Source organism: Streptomyces cirratus, assembly GCF_014650775.1.
GTDB classification, from domain to species: Bacteria; Actinomycetota; Actinomycetes; order Streptomycetales; family Streptomycetaceae; genus Streptomyces; species Streptomyces cirratus.
In genome coordinates, this window is record NZ_BMVP01000016.1 from 60,766 (window position 1) to 77,093 (window position 16,328).

The following is a 16,328-nucleotide window of genomic DNA, read 5'->3' on the forward strand; positions in this document are numbered from 1 at the left end:
CGTACGTAGGGGGGTGGGGTGGTGACGGGGTTACTGGTTGCCGCAGGCGGAGGTGGTCACGGGGCCGTCCAGCCAGGGCAGGTCGTGGCCCATCCGGTCGCGCTTGGTGCGCAGGTACCGCAGGTTGTGCTCGCCCGCCTCGATCGGCATCGACTCCCGGCCGGCGACGGCGATGCCGTGGCCGACGAGGGCGTCCGCCTTGTCGGGGTTGTTGGTGAGCAGCCGCACGCTGTGCACGCCGAGGTCGGCGAGGATCTGCGCGCCGGCCCCGTAGTCGCGGGCGTCGGCGGGCAGGCCGAGCTCCAGGTTGGCGTCCAGGGTGTCGCGGCCGCGCTCCTGGAGTTCGTACGCGCGCAGCTTGGACAGCAGTCCGATGCCGCGGCCCTCGTGTCCGCGCAGGTAGACGACCACGCCGCGGCCCTCGGCCTGGATGCGGGCCATGGAGGCGTGCAGCTGCGGGCCGCAGTCGCAGCGCTGGGACTGGAAGATGTCTCCGGTCAGGCACTCGGAGTGCATCCGGACCAGGATGTCGCTGCCGTCGCCGACCTCGCCGTGGACGAGGGCCACGTGCTCGACCCCGTCGACGGTGGAGCGGTAGCCGTAGGCCGTGAAGGTGCCGAAGGCGGTCGGCAGGTTGACCTCGGCCTCGCGGCGGACGGTCGGCTCGGCGGAGCGGCGGTAGGCGATCAGATCCTCTATCGAGATGATCGTCAGACCGTGCTTGCGGGCGAAGGGGATCAGCTCGGGCAGCCGCAGCATCACGCCGTCCTCACCGGCGATCTCCACGATGGCGCCGGCCGGGCGCAGGCCCGCGAGGCGGGCCAGGTCGACGGCGGCCTCGGTGTGGCCGTTGCGGACGAGGACGCCGCCGGCCTTGGCGCGCAGCGGGAAGATGTGGCCGGGGCGGACGAAGTCCGAGGGCCCGGAGGTGCCGGCGGCCAGCAGCCGCAGGGTGGTGGCGCGGTCGGCAGCGGAGATGCCGGTGCTGACGCCGTGGGCGGCGCTCGCGTCGACGGAGACGGTGAAGGCGGTCTTCATCGACTCGGTGTTGTGCTGGACCATCTGGGGAAGTTCGAGGCGGTCCAGCTCGGGCCCCTCCATGGGGGCGCAGATCAGGCCGCGGCACTCGCTCATCATGAACGCGATGATCTCGGGGGTGGCCTTCTCGGCGGCGATGACGAGGTCACCCTCGTTCTCGCGGTCCTCGTCGTCGACGACGACGACCGGGCGGCCGGCCGCGATGTCCCGGATGGCCTGCTCGACCGGGTCGAGGCGGAAGGTCTGCGCGGTGAGGCCTTCGGGCATGTCCGGCACGGGCTTGAGGGGGGTCATGCCGCTGCTCCTTCGAGGGCCGGGGCGGTGGTGGTGCGCGAGCGCTGGTACCAGTCGTACGCGCCCCACAGGACGAGCGCGAAGTAGACGACGTAGACGAGGCCGGAGAAGGCGAGGCCGCCCGTGAAGGCGAGCGGTACGCCGACGAGGTCGACGAGGAGCCAGGCGAACCAGAACTCGACCAGGCCGCGGGCCTGGGCGACCATGGCCACGATGGTGCCGACGAAGATGTAGGCGTCGGCCCACGGGCTCCACGACAGGTTCGGGAACAGGGTGAAGAGGCCGCCCACGGCGAGGGTGCCGAGCGCCGCTCCGGCCAGGAGCAGGCCGCGCTCGCGCCAGGTGGCGGTGCGTACGGCGATGGAGCCGTCCTGGGCCTGCTGCCTGCCGCGCTGCCAGGCGCGCCAGCCCCATACGGCCACGCCGATGACCAGGAGCTGCTTGCCGACGCCGCCGGGGAGGTGGGCGGAGGCGTAGGCGGCGATCAGGATGAGGCCGGACAGGAGCTGGGCGGGCCAGGTCCAGATGGAGCGGCGCCAGCCGAGGGCGAGGGCGGCCAGGCCCATCAGGTTGCCGATCATGTCGGACCAGATGACCTTCTGGCCGACGATCTCGAAGGCCTCGGTGTTGAGCCAGGTCAGGGCGCTCACTTGGCTTCTCCTTCGGTGCGCAGCGGGTCCACTCCGGCGGCCAGCAGACGTTCCACGTACTTGGCGAGGACGTCGACCTCCAGGTTGACCGGGTCGCCGGGCTGCTTGAGGCCGAGCGTGGTCAGGGCGAGGGTGGTCGGGATGAGGCTGACCGTGAACCAGTCGGCGGCGGCCTCCACGACGGTGAGGCTGACGCCGTCGACGGTGATGGAGCCCTTCTCCACGACGTAGCGCGACAGGTTCGCCGGGAGGGCGACCTTGACGATCTCCCAGTGCTCGGAGGGGGTGCGGGAGATGATCTCGCCGGTGCCGTCCACGTGTCCTTGGACGAGGTGGCCGCCGAGGCGCCCGCCGAGCGCCATCGGACGCTCCAGGTTGACCCGCGAGCCCTTGGCCAGGGCGCCGAGGCCGGAGCGGTTCAGCGTCTCCTGCATGACGTCGGCGGTGAACTGGCCGTCCGCGGTCTCCACGACGGTCAGACAGACACCGTTGACGGCGATGGAGTCGCCGTGCTTCGCGCCCTCGGTGACGAGGGGGCCGCGCAGGCGGAAGCGCGAGGCTTCGGCGAGCTGCTCGACGGCGGTGACCTCGCCCAGTTCTTCGACGATTCCGGTGAACACTCAGTGCTCCTTGGGGGCGGTGGTGGGGACGGCGGTGGCGGTGGGGACGGCGGTGATGCGCAGGTCGGTGCCGATGCGGACGGCCTCGGTGATCTGCAGGCGCACCGCCCGGGCGATGGTCGTGATGCCGGCGTCGGCGAGTGCCGCGGGGCCGGAGCCGAGCAGGGCGGGGGCGAGGTAGCCGACGACGCGGTCGACGGCCCCGGCTTCGAGGAAGGAGCCCGCCAGGGAGGGGCCGCCTTCGAGGAACACGGAGCGCACGCCGCGGGCGTGCAGGGCCGCGAGGAGTTCGGGGACGGGGACGCGGCCGTCGCGCAGGGGCAGCCGGAGCAGGTCGACGCCGGGCAGGTGCCGGGTGTCGGCGTTCTCCGCGACGACGAGCAGGGTCGGGGCCGCGTCGTCGAGGACGCGTGCTCCGGGGAGGAGGGCGGCGTGGGTGTCGAGGGCGACGCGCAGGGGCTGGGTGGCCCCTTCGACGCCGCGTACGGCGAGGTGCGGGTCGTCGGCGCGCAGGGTGCCGCCGCCCACGAGGACGGCGTCGGCCTCGGCGCGCAGCCGGTGGACGTCGGCGCGGGACTCGGGGGAGGTGATCCAGCGGCTGCTGCCGTCGGCGGCGGCGCTGCGGCCGTCGAGGGTGGCGGCGTACTTCCAGGTGACGTGGGGGCGGCCGAGGCGTACGGAGGTCAGCCAGGCGGCGTTGCCCGCCTCGGCCTCGGCCCGCAGGAACCCGCCCTCGGTCTCGACCCCGGCCGCGCGCAGGGTGGCGGCGCCGCCGCTGGCCTGCGGATTCGGGTCGGGGACGGCGTAGACGACGCGGGTGACGCCCGCTTCGATCAGGGCCTGCGCGCAGGGTCCGGTGCGTCCGGTGTGGTTGCAGGGTTCGAGGGTGACGTAGGCGGTGCCGCCGCGGGCGGCGGGGCCCGCGGCGCGCAGGGCGTGGACCTCGGCGTGCGGACCGCCGGCGCGCTGGTGCCAGCCTTCGCCGACGACCGTTCCGGCGGCGTCGGTGATGACGCAGCCGACGACGGGGTTGGGGCTGGTGGAGCCGAGTCCGCGGGCCGCGAGGGCGATCGCCCGGCGCATGGCGGCGGCACCCGTCTCGGGTGCGTTCTGCGTGGCGTCTGTCGCCACCGGGTCCTCCTGCCTCATCGGGCACGGACTCCGGGGCCTGTCGGGATACGACAGATGAAGCGGGAAGCACACGCGGGGACGCCGGGCCGGAAAAGCGGGTCCGTTCGGTGGTATCCCGTGGGATACGCCCGATGGACCGCCGACGGCGGCGTACCGGTGACTGGCCCGCCGCGCACTGCCTCCCATCCGGACTTTAACCGTCGGTCCAGGAATTTCACCTGGTCAACCGGCCGCTGGATGCGGACGGGTCGCGGACTATAACCGCCGGTTCGGAATTGCACCGACCCCGGAGTGCGCTGCTACTGGTACTAGGGCCAGTGTGCCACGGCCGATCTGCGGCCATGCGGGTGAGGCGCTGTGGCCTGGATCACAAACCGGCCGTTCTTGAGCGGAGCTATTGCGCCACTCGCAGCGCGGCGCAGGCCCCGCACGCGGCCGTGCGCCCTTTGGTCCAGACCTATTGACGCGATGGTCTAGTCCTCTTAACGTTCCCTTCATCTTCCCCGGGAGGCGGTCCGTCGGCGTGCGCACGCCGCGGGCCAACCAGCGCCACTCTTCCGCACGTTGCCCCACGCTGCCCAAGGTCGTGTCCCGCCATCCTCCCCTCCCCAGGAGGCACAATGCCGTCCCCCACACGTACGAGAGCCATGCTCCTGGCATCCGGTGCAGCGATCGCCGGACTGCTGGTCGCCGGGCTCTCGACGGGCGTCTCCCAGGCCGCCGACAACCAAGGCTGCCGCCCCGACGGGCTGTACACGACGCCCGGTGTCGACGTCCCGTACTGCTCGGTCTACGACTCCGAAGGCCGAGAGAAGATGGGCGCCGACCACCAGCGGCGCGTCATCGGCTACTTCACCGGCTGGCGTACCGGCAAGGACGGCACCCCCGCCTACCTCGCCAACAACGTCCCGTGGTCCAAGGTCACCCACCTGAACTACGCCTTCGCCCACGTCGGTGCCGACAACAAGATCTCGGTGGGCGCGGACAACTCCGCCAACGCCGCCACCGCAATGACCTGGCCCGACGTCGCCGGAGCCGAGATGGACCCGGCCCTCCCCTACAAGGGCCACTTCAACCTGCTGAACAAATTCAAGAAGCAGTACCCGAACGTCAAGACGCTGATCTCGGTGGGCGGCTGGGCGGAGACGGGCGGTTACTTCGGCGACGACGGCAACCGCGTCGCCTCCGGCGGCTTCTACTCGATGGCAACCAACGCCGACGGCTCCGTCAACCAGGCGGGCATCGACACCTTCGCCGACTCCTCCGTCGCGTTCATCCGCAAGTACGGCTTCAACGGCGTCGACATCGACTACGAGTACCCCACGACGATGAAGGACGCGGGCAACCCGCTGGACTGGCAGCTCTCCAACGCCCGCCGGGCCGGACTGGTCAAGGGCTACGCCGCGCTGATGAAGTCGCTGCGCGAGAGGCTCGACCGCGCGGGCGCCGCCGACGGCAGGCACTACCTGCTCTCGGTCGCCGCGCCCTCCTCCGGCTACCTGCTGCGGGGCATGGAGACGTTCCAGGTGCAGAAGTACCTGGACTACGTCAACATCATGTCCTACGACCTGCACGGCGCCTGGAACGAGTACGTCGGCCCCAACGCCTCCCTCTTCGACGACGGCAAGGACGGCGAACTGGCCGCCGCGGGCGTCTACTCCACCTCCCAGTACGGCGGCATCGGCTATCTGAACTCCGACTGGGCCTACCACTACTTCCGCGGCTCGATGCCCGCCGGCCGCATCAACATGGGCCTGCCGTACTACACCCGCGGCTTCAAGAACGTGCAGGGCGGCACGGACGGCCTCTGGGGCAAGGCCCCGGCCACCAGTTGTCCGGCCGGGGCCGGACTGACCAAGTGCGGTGACGGCGCGGTCGGCATCGACAACCTCTGGCACGACCTGGACACGGCGGGGAAGGAGTCCCCGGCCGGTTCCAACCCGATGTGGCACGCGAAGAACCTGGAGAAGGGGGTCGTCGGCGACTACGTCACGAAGTACGGCTTCCCGGCGACCACCACGCTGACCGGCACCTACGTCCGCAAGTACGACTCCACGCTGGTGGCGCCGTGGCTGTGGAACGACCAGAAGAAGGTCTTCCTGTCGACGGAGGACGAACAGTCCGTCGCCACCAAGGCCGACTACGTGGTGAACAGGGGCATCGGCGGCACGATGGTCTGGGAACTGGCGGGCGACTACGGGTACAACGCCGCCAAGGGCCAGTACGAGATGGGCGACACGCTCACCACGACGATGTACGAGAAGTTCAAGTCGGCCGCGCCGTACGGGGCGAAGACGGCGGGCGGCACGCCGCCCGCCCAGGCCGTGGACATCAGGACGGAGTTCACCGACTTCAAGCTGGGCGACGCCAACTACCCGATCACCCCGAAGCTCAGGATCACCAACAACACGAAGGCCACGCTGCCCGGCGGCACCGAGTTCCAGTTCGACTACGGGACCTCGGCCCCGGCCAACGCCTCGGACCAGTCGGGCTTCGGCACCAAGGTGATCAGTACCGGCCACAGCGGCAACAATGTCGGCGGCCTCAAGGGCGACTTCCAGCGGGTCTCGCTGAAGCTGCCGGCCTGGCAGACACTGGCTCCCGGCACCTCGGTGGACCTGGCGTTCAACTACTACCTGCCGGTCTCCACGCCCTCCAACTGGACGGTGAACATCTCCGGCACCACCTACGCCCTCGCCGGGGATCTGGCGCGCGGCACGACGGTGGTCGAGCCGGGTGGCACCCAGCCCCCGACCACGCCGCCCACCACTCCCCCGACCACTCCGCCCACGACGCCCCCCACCACGCCCCCGACCACTCCCCCCGGCGGGACCTGCACCGCTCCGGCGTACGTCGCGGGCACGGTCTACAACAGCGGGAACCTCGTCTCCCACAAGGGCCACACCTGGAAGGCCCAGTGGTGGACGCAGAACGAGGAGCCCGGCACCACGGGCGACTGGGGCGTCTGGAAGGACCAGGGTGCCTGCTGACAACCCGAGGTGAGTGCAGGTCAGGACCCGGTGGCCCGGCGGCCACCGGGTCCTCCCGCGTACGCTGCTGATGTGAGCACGCCTGTGGCCGCCTCCGCGGCCGACTTCGAGGAACACCGGGGCCGGATGTTCGGCATCGCCTACCGGATGCTGGGCTCCGCACACGAGGCGGAGGACGCCGTCCAGGACGCGTACCTGCGCTGGAGCGCGGCCGACCGGGACGACGTCGAGTACCCCGGCGCCTGGCTCGCGAAGACCGTGACCCGCCTGTGCCTGAACCGCCTGACCTCGGCCCGGGCCCGGCGCGAGGAGTACGTCGGTCCCTGGCTCCCGGAACCGGTGCTCACCTCGGACGGCACGCTCGGCCCGCTGGACTCCGCGGAGCGGCGGGACAGCGTCTCGATGGCCCTGCTCGTGCTGCTGGAGCAGCTCACGCCGGTGGAGCGGGCGGTGTACGTGCTGCGCGAGGCCTTCGCGTACGGGCACCGGGAGATCGCCGAGCTGCTCGACCTCACCGAGGCCAACTCCCGCCAGCTGTACCGGCGTGCGGCCCAGCGGGTGGAAGCCCAGCGTCCGCGTTTGCGGCCACCGGACCCGCAGCGCTGGCAGGGCCTGGTGGACACCTTCATGGCGGCCGCGCGCGACGGTGACGTGGCGCGGCTGGAGACCCTGCTGAGCGCCGACGCACGGTTGGTGTCGGACGGCGGCGGGGTGGTCAGCGCGGCGCGGCGGCCGATCGTGGGTCGGGACAAGGTGGCCCGGTTCCTGGTGGGCGTTCTGGAGAAGTTCGCGTCGGGCCTGCCGGTCGCCCTGGCGGAGGTCAACGGGATGCCCGCGCTGGTCTTCGGCGAGGTCAGCGTGCTGGTCGTCGAGTTCGGGGACGGGCCGGACGGGCTGGTGAACGGCATTCGGGCGGTCCTGAACCCGGAAAAGCTGCAATTCCTGCGGCGGCAGCTGTCACATCCGGGGAGGCTGCCCGGTCCTGGCTGGTAAACGCACCTGTCCCGGAAGGACGACACCACCATGAACACGATCCTGGTCACCGGAGGCACCGGCACCGTCGGGGCGCTCGTCGTCACCCGGCTGCGGGAGGCGGGCCACGAGGTCCGCGTCCTGAGCCGGCACGCGAAGGAGTACCCCGTCGACCTCCGGGACGGCAGCGGACTGGACGCGGCGATGGCGGGCGTGGAGGTCGTCGTGCACTGCGCGAGTTCGCCGAGGGGCGGTGACGACGTGGCGGCCGGGCACCTGATCGAGGCGGCCCGGCGGGCGGGGACCGTCGGCAACATCGTCTACATCTCGATCGTCGGGGTGGACGTGGTGCCGTACGGCTACTACGTGACGAAGCTCAAGGTGGAACGGATGCTGGAGGAGTCGGGGCTGGGGCTCACGATCCTGCGGACGACCCAGTTCCACGACCTCGTGGCGAAGGCGGTGAACGTGATGGGGAAGCTGCCGGTGGTGGTGCCGGTGCCCAAGGGGGTACGGATGCAGCCGATCGCGGCCGAGGAGGTCGCGGACCGGCTCGCGGAGCTGGCGGTGCCGGAGCCGGCGGGCCGGGTCCCGGACATGGGCGGCCCGGAGATCCACTCCCTGACGGAGCTCGCCCGCGCGGGCCTCGCGGCGACGGGCCGCCGTCGGCGCGTCCTCGGCGTCCCCCTGGCCGGCAAGGCCTACGCGGCCTTCCGCCACGGCGGCCACCTGACCCCGACCCACGCGGTGGGCCGCCAGAGCTTCGCGGAGTTCCTCAAGACGCCCCATGACCGCCCCATCCGCGAATGAGACGCGGGGCCGGTGGCCAGGCCCGGAACAGCTCGCGCCCGGCCGGCAAATCCAGCCCGCCGACGGTTGCGCCGCGGGCCCCGGGCGCAACCCGGCACAACCGGGCCCACTCGCAACAGGCCGCCGGGCCGGCCAAACCAGCCCCGCCGGCGATCGAGGCGCGGGGCCCGGGGCAGAGCCCCGCAAGGCCCGGCGGCCAATCCAGCCCCGCCCGCGATCGAGGGCGGGGTCCGGGGCGAAGCCCCGCAAGGCCCGGCACAACCGGGCCCACTCGCAACAGGCCGCCGGGCCGGCCAAACCAGCCCCGCCCGCGATCGAGGCGCGGGGCCCGGGGCAGAGCCCCGCACGGCCCGGCGCAGCCGGAGCCGCTCGCGCCCGGCGGCCAATCCGGCCCCGCCCGCGATCGAGGCGCGGGGCGGAGCAGCGCAAAGGGCGGCGCGGCAACCACCGGTAGGTTGTCGGCATGACGACCGGGGACACCGCCCTCACCCCCGCGCGCCTGCGCCGCGCCCGGCTCGCGATAGCCGCCGTCTTCTGCGTCCACGGGGCGGTGACCGGCTCGTTCGCCACCCGCATCCCCTGGATCCAGGCACACGCCGGCCTCGACTCCGGCACGCTCGGCCTGGCCCTCGCCTTCCCCGCCCTCGGCGCCGCCCTCGCGATGCCGCTCGCCGGCCGGATCAGCCATCGGTTCGGGACCCGTACCGCGCTGCGCGGCCTGCTGGCCCTGTGGACCGCCTCCCTCGTCCTGCCCGGCCTCGCCCCCGGCCTGCCCGCCCTCTGCGGCGCCCTGTTCGTCTACGGCGCCACCTCCGGCATGGCCGACGTGGCGATGAACGCGCTCGGCGTGGAGACCGAGGACCGGCTCGGCCGCTCGATCATGTCCTCCCTGCACGGCATGTGGAGCGTGGGGGCACTGATCGGCTCGGCCGCCGGTACCGTCGCCGCCCACGCCGGTACCGATGCCCGGCTGCACCACCTCCTCGCCGCGCTCGCCCTGACGGCGGCCGGGTTGATCGCCGTCCGGGGGGTCCTGGACCCGCGCGGGGACGCGGAGGCCGAGGCACCCCCGCACTTCACGCTGCCGCCGAAGTCGGCGCTGCTCATCGGTGCGGTCGGGTTCTGCGCCGTCTTCGCCGAGGGCGCGGGCCTGGACTGGTCCGCCGTCTACCTGCGCGACGTGCTGCACACCGACGCGGGCCTCGCGGCCGCCTGCACCACCGCGTTCGCCCTGACCATGGCCGTCGCGCGGCTCGCCGGGGACCGGGTGGTGGACCGCTTCGGCCCGGTGCGCACCGTGCGGGCGGGCGGCGCACTGGCCACCGCGGGCGGGCTGTCGGTGGTCGCGCTCCGGCATCCGGCGGGGGCCCTGGCGGGGTTCGCCCTGCTCGGGCTCGGCATCGCGGTGGTCGTGCCGCTGGTCTTCGCGGCGGCGGCGCGCAGCGGGCCCGCTCCGGCGCAGGCCATCGCCGGGGTGGCGACGATCACGTACACCTCCGGCCTGATCGCGCCCTCGGCGATCGGGGCGGTGGCCGACGCGACGTCGCTGGTGGTGTCGTTCGGGCTCGTCACTCTCCTGGCGTTCGCCCTGGTCGCGGGGGCGGCGGTGCTGCGCCGCGGAGCGGCGGGCGAGGAGGACGGCGGGCCGTCCGATCAGGACGAACCGGCTGCTGCCCGGCCGTAGGATGTCCGCTGGCTCGCGCGGGTGGTCGACCGGCTGCAGCCGCTATCGGTGACCGGCCGGCGGAACGGAAGTGGTGGACATGGGCTTCGGCGTGGGCTGGACCCTGCACGGCGACGGGCGGACCCCCGCCCCCGGCGCGGTGGTCCGGCCGGACGAGCGGCTGTCGTGGCCGCGTACCGTCGGGCTCGGCGCGCAGCACGTGGTGGCGATGTTCGGCGCGAGTTTCGTCGCGCCGGTCCTGATGGGCCTGGACCCCAACCTCGCCATCATGATGTCGGGCGTCGCGACCGTCCTCTTCCTGCTGGCGACGCGCGGCCGGGTGCCCTCGTACCTGGGCTGCTCCCTCTCGTTCGTGGGCGTCGCCGCGGCGATCCGGGCGGCCGGCGGGGACAGCGCGGTCGTCACGGGGGCCGTGTTCGTGGTCGGCGTGGCGCTGTTCCTGGCAGGTCTGGCCGTACAGCGGTTCGGGGCGCGGGTCATCCACGCGGTGATGCCGCCGGTGGTCACGGGCGCCGTAGTGATGCTGATCGGCTTCAACCTGGCTCCGGTGACGGCGTCGACGTACTGGCCGCAGGACCAGTGGACGGCTTTGCTGGTGATGGTCTTCACCGGACTGGCCGTGGTGTGCCTGCCCGGCTTCTGGTCCCGGATCGCGATCTTCCTCGGCCTGGTCTTCGGGTACGCGGTCTCCTGGGTCTTCGACCTGCTCTTCGGCAAGATCCACTCGACGGTGGGCGGCGGACCCGCGGTCGACCACTGGCGGCTCGACCTCTCCGCGGTCTCCGAGGCGGACTGGATCGGGCTGCCTTCCTTCCACGCGCCGGCCTTCGAGTGGTCGGCGATCCTCGTGGCGCTGCCGGTCGTCATCGCGCTGATCGCGGAGAACGCCGGGCACATCAAGGCCGTCGGGGAGATGACCGGCGACCCGCTCGACGACAAGCTCGGCACCGCCATCGCGGCCGACGGCGCCGCCTCCATGCTGTCCACCGCGCTCGGCGGGCCGCCCAACACCACCTACTCCGAGAACATCGGCGTCATGGCGGCCACCCGTGTCTACTCGACGGCCGCGTACTGGGCGGCGGCGGGCTTCGCCCTGCTGTTCGGCCTGTGCCCGAAGTTCGGGGCGGTCGTCGCCGCGATCCCCGGCGGGGTGCTCGGCGGCATCACCGTGATCCTGTACGGGATGATCGGCCTGCTCGGCGCGCAGATCTGGCTGAACGCCGGGGTGGACCTGCGCAACCCGCTGAACCTGGTACCGGCCGCCGCGGGCATCATCATCGGAGTCGGCGGCGTCAAGCTGCACGTCACCGGCACGTTCGAGCTGGGCGGCATCGCGCTCGGCACGATCGTGGTGGTCGGCGGCTACCACGCCCTGCGGTACTTCGCCCCCGCGCACCTCAAGGAGCAGCAGCCGCTGCTCGACGCGGGCGCCTCCGGCTACGACGACCCGGACACCCCGGACACGCGCGGTTGACGGAGTTTCGCCCGAACCGGGGAAGCCCACGGCCAAGTTCCCCGATCGGGCGGTCCCGGCTGCGACGCTGCCTCCCATGGAAGCGGTGCTCGCGCGGATGCGCGCCCTGGACGAGCGGTTGCCCGCGCAGGACGGTGTCGCGGTCTTCAACCGGGTCTACCTGACGGTGACGGAGGCGCTCCGGCGGCGCGTCCGGGACGGGGACTTCCCCGTCCCGCGCCGGGCCCAGACCCTGACGGTCCGCTTCGCCGAGCGCTACCTGGCGGCGGTGGAGGCGGACCGCGCCCCGGCCTGCTGGCGGCCGCTGCTCCAGTACCGCCGCCACCCCGGTGTGCACCCGCTCCAGCACGCGCTGGCCGGGATCAACGCGCACATCGGCCACGACCTGGCTCTGGCGGTGGTCTCCACCTGCCGCCACCTGGGCTGCGAACCGGCGGCGCTGGAGGCGGACTTCGACCGGGTCGGGGACGTCCTGGTCTGTCTGGAGGAGCGCATCCGCGAGGACCTGATGCCGGGCCCCGACCTGTTGGAGGTCGCCGACCCGCTGACGCACCTGCTCGGCTCCTGGAGCCTGGACCGCGCCCGCTCGGGCGCCTGGGCGGCGGCCCGCCTGCTGTGGACGCTGCGCGGCGCCCCGGAGCTCGCCGAGGAGTTCCGCGAATCCCTCGACGCGGGCGTCGGCCTGGTCGGCCGCTGCCTGCTGACTCCGACGAACCTGCGGCCCCGTACGGCGGCCCGGGCCTTCGCCACCTGATCCGGCCGGCTGCCCGGGCATGAGAACGGGCCGCCGCCGCGCCGGGGGAGGCGCGGGGGCGGCCCGTGATCAGGGGCCGAGGGCGGGTCAGTCCTCGGGGAGTTCGACCGGGGCGATCTCGTCGTAGACGTCGCCCGGGCCGGGGTTGGTGGCGTCGGTGGAGCCGCCGAGGTGGTGCATGACGCCCCAGACCGCGTTCAGCGCCGTCTGGACCGCGCCTTCGGCCCAGCCCGCCGTCCAGGAGATGTCGTCGCCCGCGAGGAAGATGCCGCGCTTGTCCTCGGGGAGGCGGTCCTGCATGAAGTGGGTGAACAGGCGGCGCTGGTAGCGGTAGTGGCCCGGCAGGTTCGCCTTGAACGCGCCCATGAAGTAGGGCTCGTTCTCCCAGGACACCGTCACCGGGTTGCCGATGATGTGGCGGCGGATGTCGACCTTGGGGTAGATCTCGCCGAGGGACTTGAGCATGACCTCCATCCGCTCGTTCGCGGACAGCGGCAGCCACTTGAGGCTGTCGTCGCACCAGGTGTACGACAGGCAGATGACGGCCGGCTGGTCGGGGCCGTTGTCCAGCAGGTAGGTGCCGCGGGTCATCCGGTCCGTCAGCGTCATCGACATGACGTCGCGGCCGGTCTCCTCGTCCTTGTCCAGCCAGAACGGGCGGTCCACCGGCACGAAGAGCTTCGAGCTCTCCATGTAGTGGGTGCGCTCCATCGCCGTCCAGTGGTCGATCGGGAAGAGCGTGTCGTCGCACTCGATCTTCGACAGCAGCATCCAGGACTGCGCCGTGAAGATCGCGGCCCGGTAGGTGCGGATGTCCCCGTCGGCGTCGGTGACCGTGATGCGGTTGCCGGCCGTGCGGTGCAGGCGGGTCACGGCCGGGCGCGGGGTGCCGTCGTGCAGGGAGGACAGCGAGGTGCCCTGGGCCCAGTGGACGATCTTCTCGGGCTCGCGCTCCCACAGGCGCAGCGGCAGCTGCTGCGAGCCGCCGACGATGCCGCGGTGGTGGTCGTCGGCCTCGGTGTAGACGACGCGCAGGATCTCCAGGATGGAGTTCGGGAAGTCGGTGTCCCAGCCGCCGGTGCCGAAGCCGACCTGGCCGAAGATCTCGCGCTTGCGGAAGGACTGGAAGGCCTCGGACTTGCAGAGGAAGCCGTAGAAGGTCTCGTCGTCCAGCTTCTCGACGAGCTTCGCCCAAATCTCCCGGATGCGCGGGACGTCCCGCTCGCGCATCGCCTGGTTCATGTCGGAGAAGTCGGCGCCCTCGTCCAGGCAGGCGTTCCAGGCGGCGGACACGTCGCGGTAGATCTGCGGGAGGTCCGCGATGGTCTCGGCGTAGTGCGTCTCGCCCTTGAGGTCGACGACCGTGGAGGGGGTGGACTCGGCGAGCGGGTTCGGGAAGGGCTCCGTGACCAGTCCGACGAGGTCGATGTAGTGCTGGAGGGCTGTGGAGGACGGCGGGAAGCGCATGGCGCCCATCTCCGCCGTCAGGCCCTCGGTGCCGGCGCCCTCGAAGCCGACGGTGCGCAGGCGGCCGCCGATCTGGTCGGCCTCGTAGACGACGGGCCGCAGGCCCATCTTCATCAGCTCGTAGGCGGAGATGATGCCGGAGAGTCCGCCGCCGATGACGGCGACCTCGGTGCCGAACTCGGTTGCCGGTATCTGGCCGAGCCCCGCCGGGTGGGCGAGGAAGTCGTCGTACGCGTACGGGAAGTCCGGACCGAACATGGTGATCGGGGGCTGTCCGTCGCTGTGCGGGACGGCGGGGGGCACCGTGGACGTCATGGGGTACGGCTCCTTGCGAACGGACTGTGTGGCAGGTGGGGGTGGGCGGGGGCGGCCCGGGCAGATCAGACCAGCGAGGCGTAGAGCCCCGGCCGGCGGTCGCGCAGGTACGGGTTGGTCTCTCGCGATACCCGCAGCAGCTCCGGGTCGACGTCGCCGAGGACCATCTCCTCACCGCGGCCGGCCCGGGTGCGGGTGACCCCGTCGGGGCTGGCCAGGCAGCTGAGGCCGACGAACTCGAACTCGCCCTCGGGGCCGGTCCGGTTGACGTACGCGACGTACATCTGGTTCTCGAAGGCCCGTACCGGGACCAGTTGTTCGGCGACGAACTGGAACGGGTGCATCTGCGCGGTCGGGACCAGGAGGAGGTCGGTCCCGGCGAGCGCGTGGGCCCGGACGTTCTCGGGGAACTCCACGTCGTAGCAGATCATGATGCCGACGCGGAGGCCGTTCAGGTCCGCCTGGACGACGGGGGCGTCGCCGGGGGTGAAGACGTCCTGTTCGAAGCAGCCGAAGAGGTGGGTCTTTCGGTAGTTCGCCAGCGCGGTCCCGTCGGGGCCGATGAGCTGCGCGGAGTTGTAGACCGCCGCACCCGCCCGCTCGGGGTAGCCGTACAGGACGGCGACACCGTGGCGGCGGGCGATCTCGCCGATGGCGACGGCGGACGGGCCGTCGGCCGCTTCGGCGAGCCCGGGGATGTCCTGGAGGTCCAGCGCGTAGCCGGTCAGGAACATCTCCGAGGTCACGAGGAGCCCGGCCCCGCCCTGTGCGGCGCGCGCTGCGGCCTCGTCGAGCCTCTTGAGGTTCTCGGCGGGGTCGCCGAGAACTCCGGAGCTCTGGAGGAGAGCGGTGCGCAGCGGGGGCATGGGCGTACCTCTGTGACGGGTGGGAGGGGTGTCACTAGACGGTACGTTCGTCCGTTCGACCGCGACAAGACGTCTCCGTTGCGCTCGGAGCATCGATTCGTTGCGTGTTTCGCGGCCGGTACGGAGATTCGTTGCGCCGAGCCTGCGCGGCCCGCTCCCCGTGGGCCGACGGCGTACGTACGAGGGTACGCGGGGGCGGGCGCCGGACGGTGACGGGCCGCTGGTCAGGCGGGCATAAAGCGTCCCGCGCGGACGCTGACGACCATGGCCGTCCCCCGACGCCCCGACGCCCCGACGCCCCGACGCCCCGACCCGAAGGATCCCGCACTCCATGCCCCCCGACTCCGGCACCCCCACCGCCACCGGCGCCCACCCGCTCGACAACCCGGTCTGGGCCGCCCTCACCGGCACCCACCGGGACTTCGCCGAGGTGGCGGGCCGCGCGGCGCGCTACCGGCCGGACGCCAACCCCTTCGCCGCCCTCGCCGACCCGGCGGACCCGCGGGCCTGGGCGGACCTGGCGTCGCTGGTCGGCCCCGGACAGGAGGTCTGGCTCACCGGCCTGCCCGTCCCGCCGGACGGGTGGCGGACGCTGCGCTCCATCCCGGGCGTGCAGCTGGACGGGGGCGGGGTACGGGCCGAGGCCGACGCCGAGGCGGTGCGGCTGGGTCCGGCGGACGTGCCCGAGATGCTGGAGCTGGTGCGCCTGACCGAGCCGGGCCCGTTCGCCGCGCGCACCGTGGAGCTGGGCACCTACCTCGGGATCCGGCGCGAGGGCCGGCTGGTCGCGATGGCCGGGGAGCGGATGCGGCCGCCGGGCTGGTCGGAGATCAGCGCGGTGTGCACCCATCCCGGCCACCGGGGCGAGGGCCTGGCCGGGCGGCTGGTCCGTGCGGTGGCCGCCGCCGTGCGAGAGCGGGGGGACGTTCCCTTCCTGCACGCGGCCGCCGCGAACACCGGCGCGATCCGGCTGTACCGGTCGATGGGGTTCACCCTGCGGCGCGAGCCGGTGTTCATCGGGCTGCGCACCCCCGGCGCCGGCCCGGACGCGGCCCCGGACGCGGAAAAGAAGGCGTAACACGGGGTTCATTGAGTGCGGCCGGCCGCTCCCGTAGCGTCGGCGACGGGTTGAGTGATGAACAGGGGGGCGGCGGTGGGCACGCAATTGGCGGGCGTCCGCCCCGCCCCCCGGCCCGATGTGCGGCGGGTGTGAGCGGGAGCGCGGGGATTCCCGTAGGGGGGAAGGGGTTTCAGTGCGCGGGG

The 16,328-nt window shown here is 72.5% G+C and carries 13 protein-coding genes and 1 riboswitch; of the genes, 7 read left to right on the forward strand and 6 right to left on the reverse strand.

Translation table 11 applies throughout. The features are described from left to right. Window positions 1-30 precede the first annotated feature (30 nt). From IE207_RS27935 to ribD, 4 genes are read right to left on the reverse strand one after another with little or no spacing between them, the layout of a single operon-like run. Window positions 31-1,332 carry a bifunctional 3,4-dihydroxy-2-butanone-4-phosphate synthase/GTP cyclohydrolase II gene (locus tag IE207_RS27935; protein WP_308433673.1) on the reverse strand — a complete coding sequence of 434 codons (1,302 nt, stop codon included), beginning with the start codon at window positions 1,330-1,332 and terminating at the stop codon, window positions 31-33. Then, on the reverse strand, window positions 1,329-1,982 hold the full coding sequence (locus tag IE207_RS27940; RefSeq protein WP_190187089.1) for a nicotinamide mononucleotide transporter family protein: 654 nt from the start codon (window positions 1,980-1,982) through the stop codon (window positions 1,329-1,331). Before IE207_RS27940 ends, IE207_RS27935 begins: the two co-directional genes overlap by 4 nt. Continuing rightward, window positions 1,979-2,602: a riboflavin synthase gene (locus tag IE207_RS27945; RefSeq protein ID WP_190187090.1), complete on the reverse strand. Its 624-nt coding sequence runs from the start codon at window positions 2,600-2,602 to the stop codon at window positions 1,979-1,981. Before IE207_RS27945 ends, IE207_RS27940 begins: the two co-directional genes overlap by 4 nt. After that, a complete protein-coding gene (gene ribD / locus IE207_RS27950; RefSeq protein ID WP_229874092.1) occupies window positions 2,603-3,685 on the reverse strand; it encodes a bifunctional diaminohydroxyphosphoribosylaminopyrimidine deaminase/5-amino-6-(5-phosphoribosylamino)uracil reductase RibD in 1,083 nt (360 codons plus the stop codon). Between the two features lie 216 nt (window positions 3,686-3,901). After that, window positions 3,902-4,032, reverse strand: a riboswitch (FMN riboswitch). A gap of 321 nt (window positions 4,033-4,353) precedes the next feature. Between ribD and IE207_RS27955 the strand changes: the two genes are divergently transcribed. The 6 genes from IE207_RS27955 to IE207_RS27980 all read left to right on the forward strand — a co-directional run bounded on the left by IE207_RS27955 (window position 4,354) and on the right by IE207_RS27980 (window position 12,417). Beyond that, window positions 4,354-6,723, forward strand: coding sequence for a chitinase C-terminal domain-containing protein (locus IE207_RS27955; RefSeq protein WP_190187092.1), 2,370 nt, complete (start codon window positions 4,354-4,356; stop codon window positions 6,721-6,723). Between the two features lie 72 nt (window positions 6,724-6,795). Beyond that, a complete protein-coding gene (locus IE207_RS27960) occupies window positions 6,796-7,716 on the forward strand; it encodes an RNA polymerase sigma-70 factor (RefSeq protein WP_268250209.1) in 921 nt (306 codons plus the stop codon). 30 nt (window positions 7,717-7,746) lie between these two features. Next, the gene (locus tag IE207_RS27965) at window positions 7,747-8,505 is read left to right on the forward strand and encodes an SDR family oxidoreductase (protein ID WP_190187093.1); all 759 of its coding nucleotides are present in this window, start codon (window positions 7,747-7,749) and stop codon (window positions 8,503-8,505) included. 463 nt (window positions 8,506-8,968) lie between these two features. Further along, window positions 8,969-10,189 (forward strand): MFS transporter, encoded by a 1,221-nt coding sequence (locus tag IE207_RS27970; protein WP_190187094.1) that lies wholly within the window; start codon window positions 8,969-8,971, stop codon window positions 10,187-10,189. A 79-nt stretch (window positions 10,190-10,268) separates the two neighbouring features. After that, window positions 10,269-11,663, forward strand: a complete 1,395-nt coding sequence (locus tag IE207_RS27975) for a uracil-xanthine permease family protein (protein ID WP_190187095.1) — start codon at window positions 10,269-10,271, stop codon at window positions 11,661-11,663. 76 nt (window positions 11,664-11,739) lie between these two features. After that, entirely contained in the window at window positions 11,740-12,417 is a 678-nt protein-coding gene (locus IE207_RS27980) for a DUF5995 family protein (RefSeq protein ID WP_190187096.1), read from the forward strand. Between the two features lie 87 nt (window positions 12,418-12,504). On the opposite strand, the gene IE207_RS27985 is transcribed toward IE207_RS27980, so the two are convergent. Together IE207_RS27985 and IE207_RS27990 are read right to left on the reverse strand one after the other, a co-directional pair. Continuing rightward, complete coding sequence (locus IE207_RS27985; protein ID WP_190187097.1) at window positions 12,505-14,199, reverse strand: flavin monoamine oxidase family protein; 1,695 nt, start codon at window positions 14,197-14,199, stop codon at window positions 12,505-12,507. Window positions 14,200-14,264: 65 nt separating this feature from the next. Further along, the gene (locus IE207_RS27990) at window positions 14,265-15,065 is read right to left on the reverse strand and encodes a carbon-nitrogen hydrolase family protein (RefSeq protein ID WP_190187098.1); all 801 of its coding nucleotides are present in this window, start codon (window positions 15,063-15,065) and stop codon (window positions 14,265-14,267) included. A gap of 331 nt (window positions 15,066-15,396) precedes the next feature. On the opposite strand from IE207_RS27990, the gene IE207_RS27995 reads away from it, so the two are divergent. Continuing rightward, window positions 15,397-16,143: a GNAT family N-acetyltransferase gene (locus IE207_RS27995; RefSeq protein ID WP_190187099.1), complete on the forward strand. Its 747-nt coding sequence runs from the start codon at window positions 15,397-15,399 to the stop codon at window positions 16,141-16,143. The last annotated feature ends 185 nt before the right edge of the window (window positions 16,144-16,328 follow it).

Coding starts and splice junctions, on each gene's coding strand:
- IE207_RS27935 (WP_308433673.1), bottom strand. CDS start 1,332: ATGACCCCCCTCAAGCCCGTGCCGGACATGCCCGAAGGCCTCACCGCG.
- ribD (WP_229874092.1), bottom strand. CDS start 3,685: ATGCGCCGGGCGATCGCCCTCGCGGCCCGCGGACTCGGCTCCACCAGC.
- IE207_RS27955 (WP_190187092.1), top strand. CDS start 4,354: ATGCCGTCCCCCACACGTACGAGAGCCATGCTCCTGGCATCCGGTGCA.
- IE207_RS27965 (WP_190187093.1), top strand. CDS start 7,747: ATGAACACGATCCTGGTCACCGGAGGCACCGGCACCGTCGGGGCGCTC.
- IE207_RS27970 (WP_190187094.1), top strand. CDS start 8,969: ATGACGACCGGGGACACCGCCCTCACCCCCGCGCGCCTGCGCCGCGCC.
- IE207_RS27975 (WP_190187095.1), top strand. CDS start 10,269: ATGGGCTTCGGCGTGGGCTGGACCCTGCACGGCGACGGGCGGACCCCC.
- IE207_RS27980 (WP_190187096.1), top strand. CDS start 11,740: ATGGAAGCGGTGCTCGCGCGGATGCGCGCCCTGGACGAGCGGTTGCCC.
- IE207_RS27985 (WP_190187097.1), bottom strand. CDS start 14,199: ATGACGTCCACGGTGCCCCCCGCCGTCCCGCACAGCGACGGACAGCCC.
- IE207_RS27990 (WP_190187098.1), bottom strand. CDS start 15,065: ATGCCCCCGCTGCGCACCGCTCTCCTCCAGAGCTCCGGAGTTCTCGGC.
- IE207_RS27995 (WP_190187099.1), top strand. CDS start 15,397: ATGCCCCCCGACTCCGGCACCCCCACCGCCACCGGCGCCCACCCGCTC.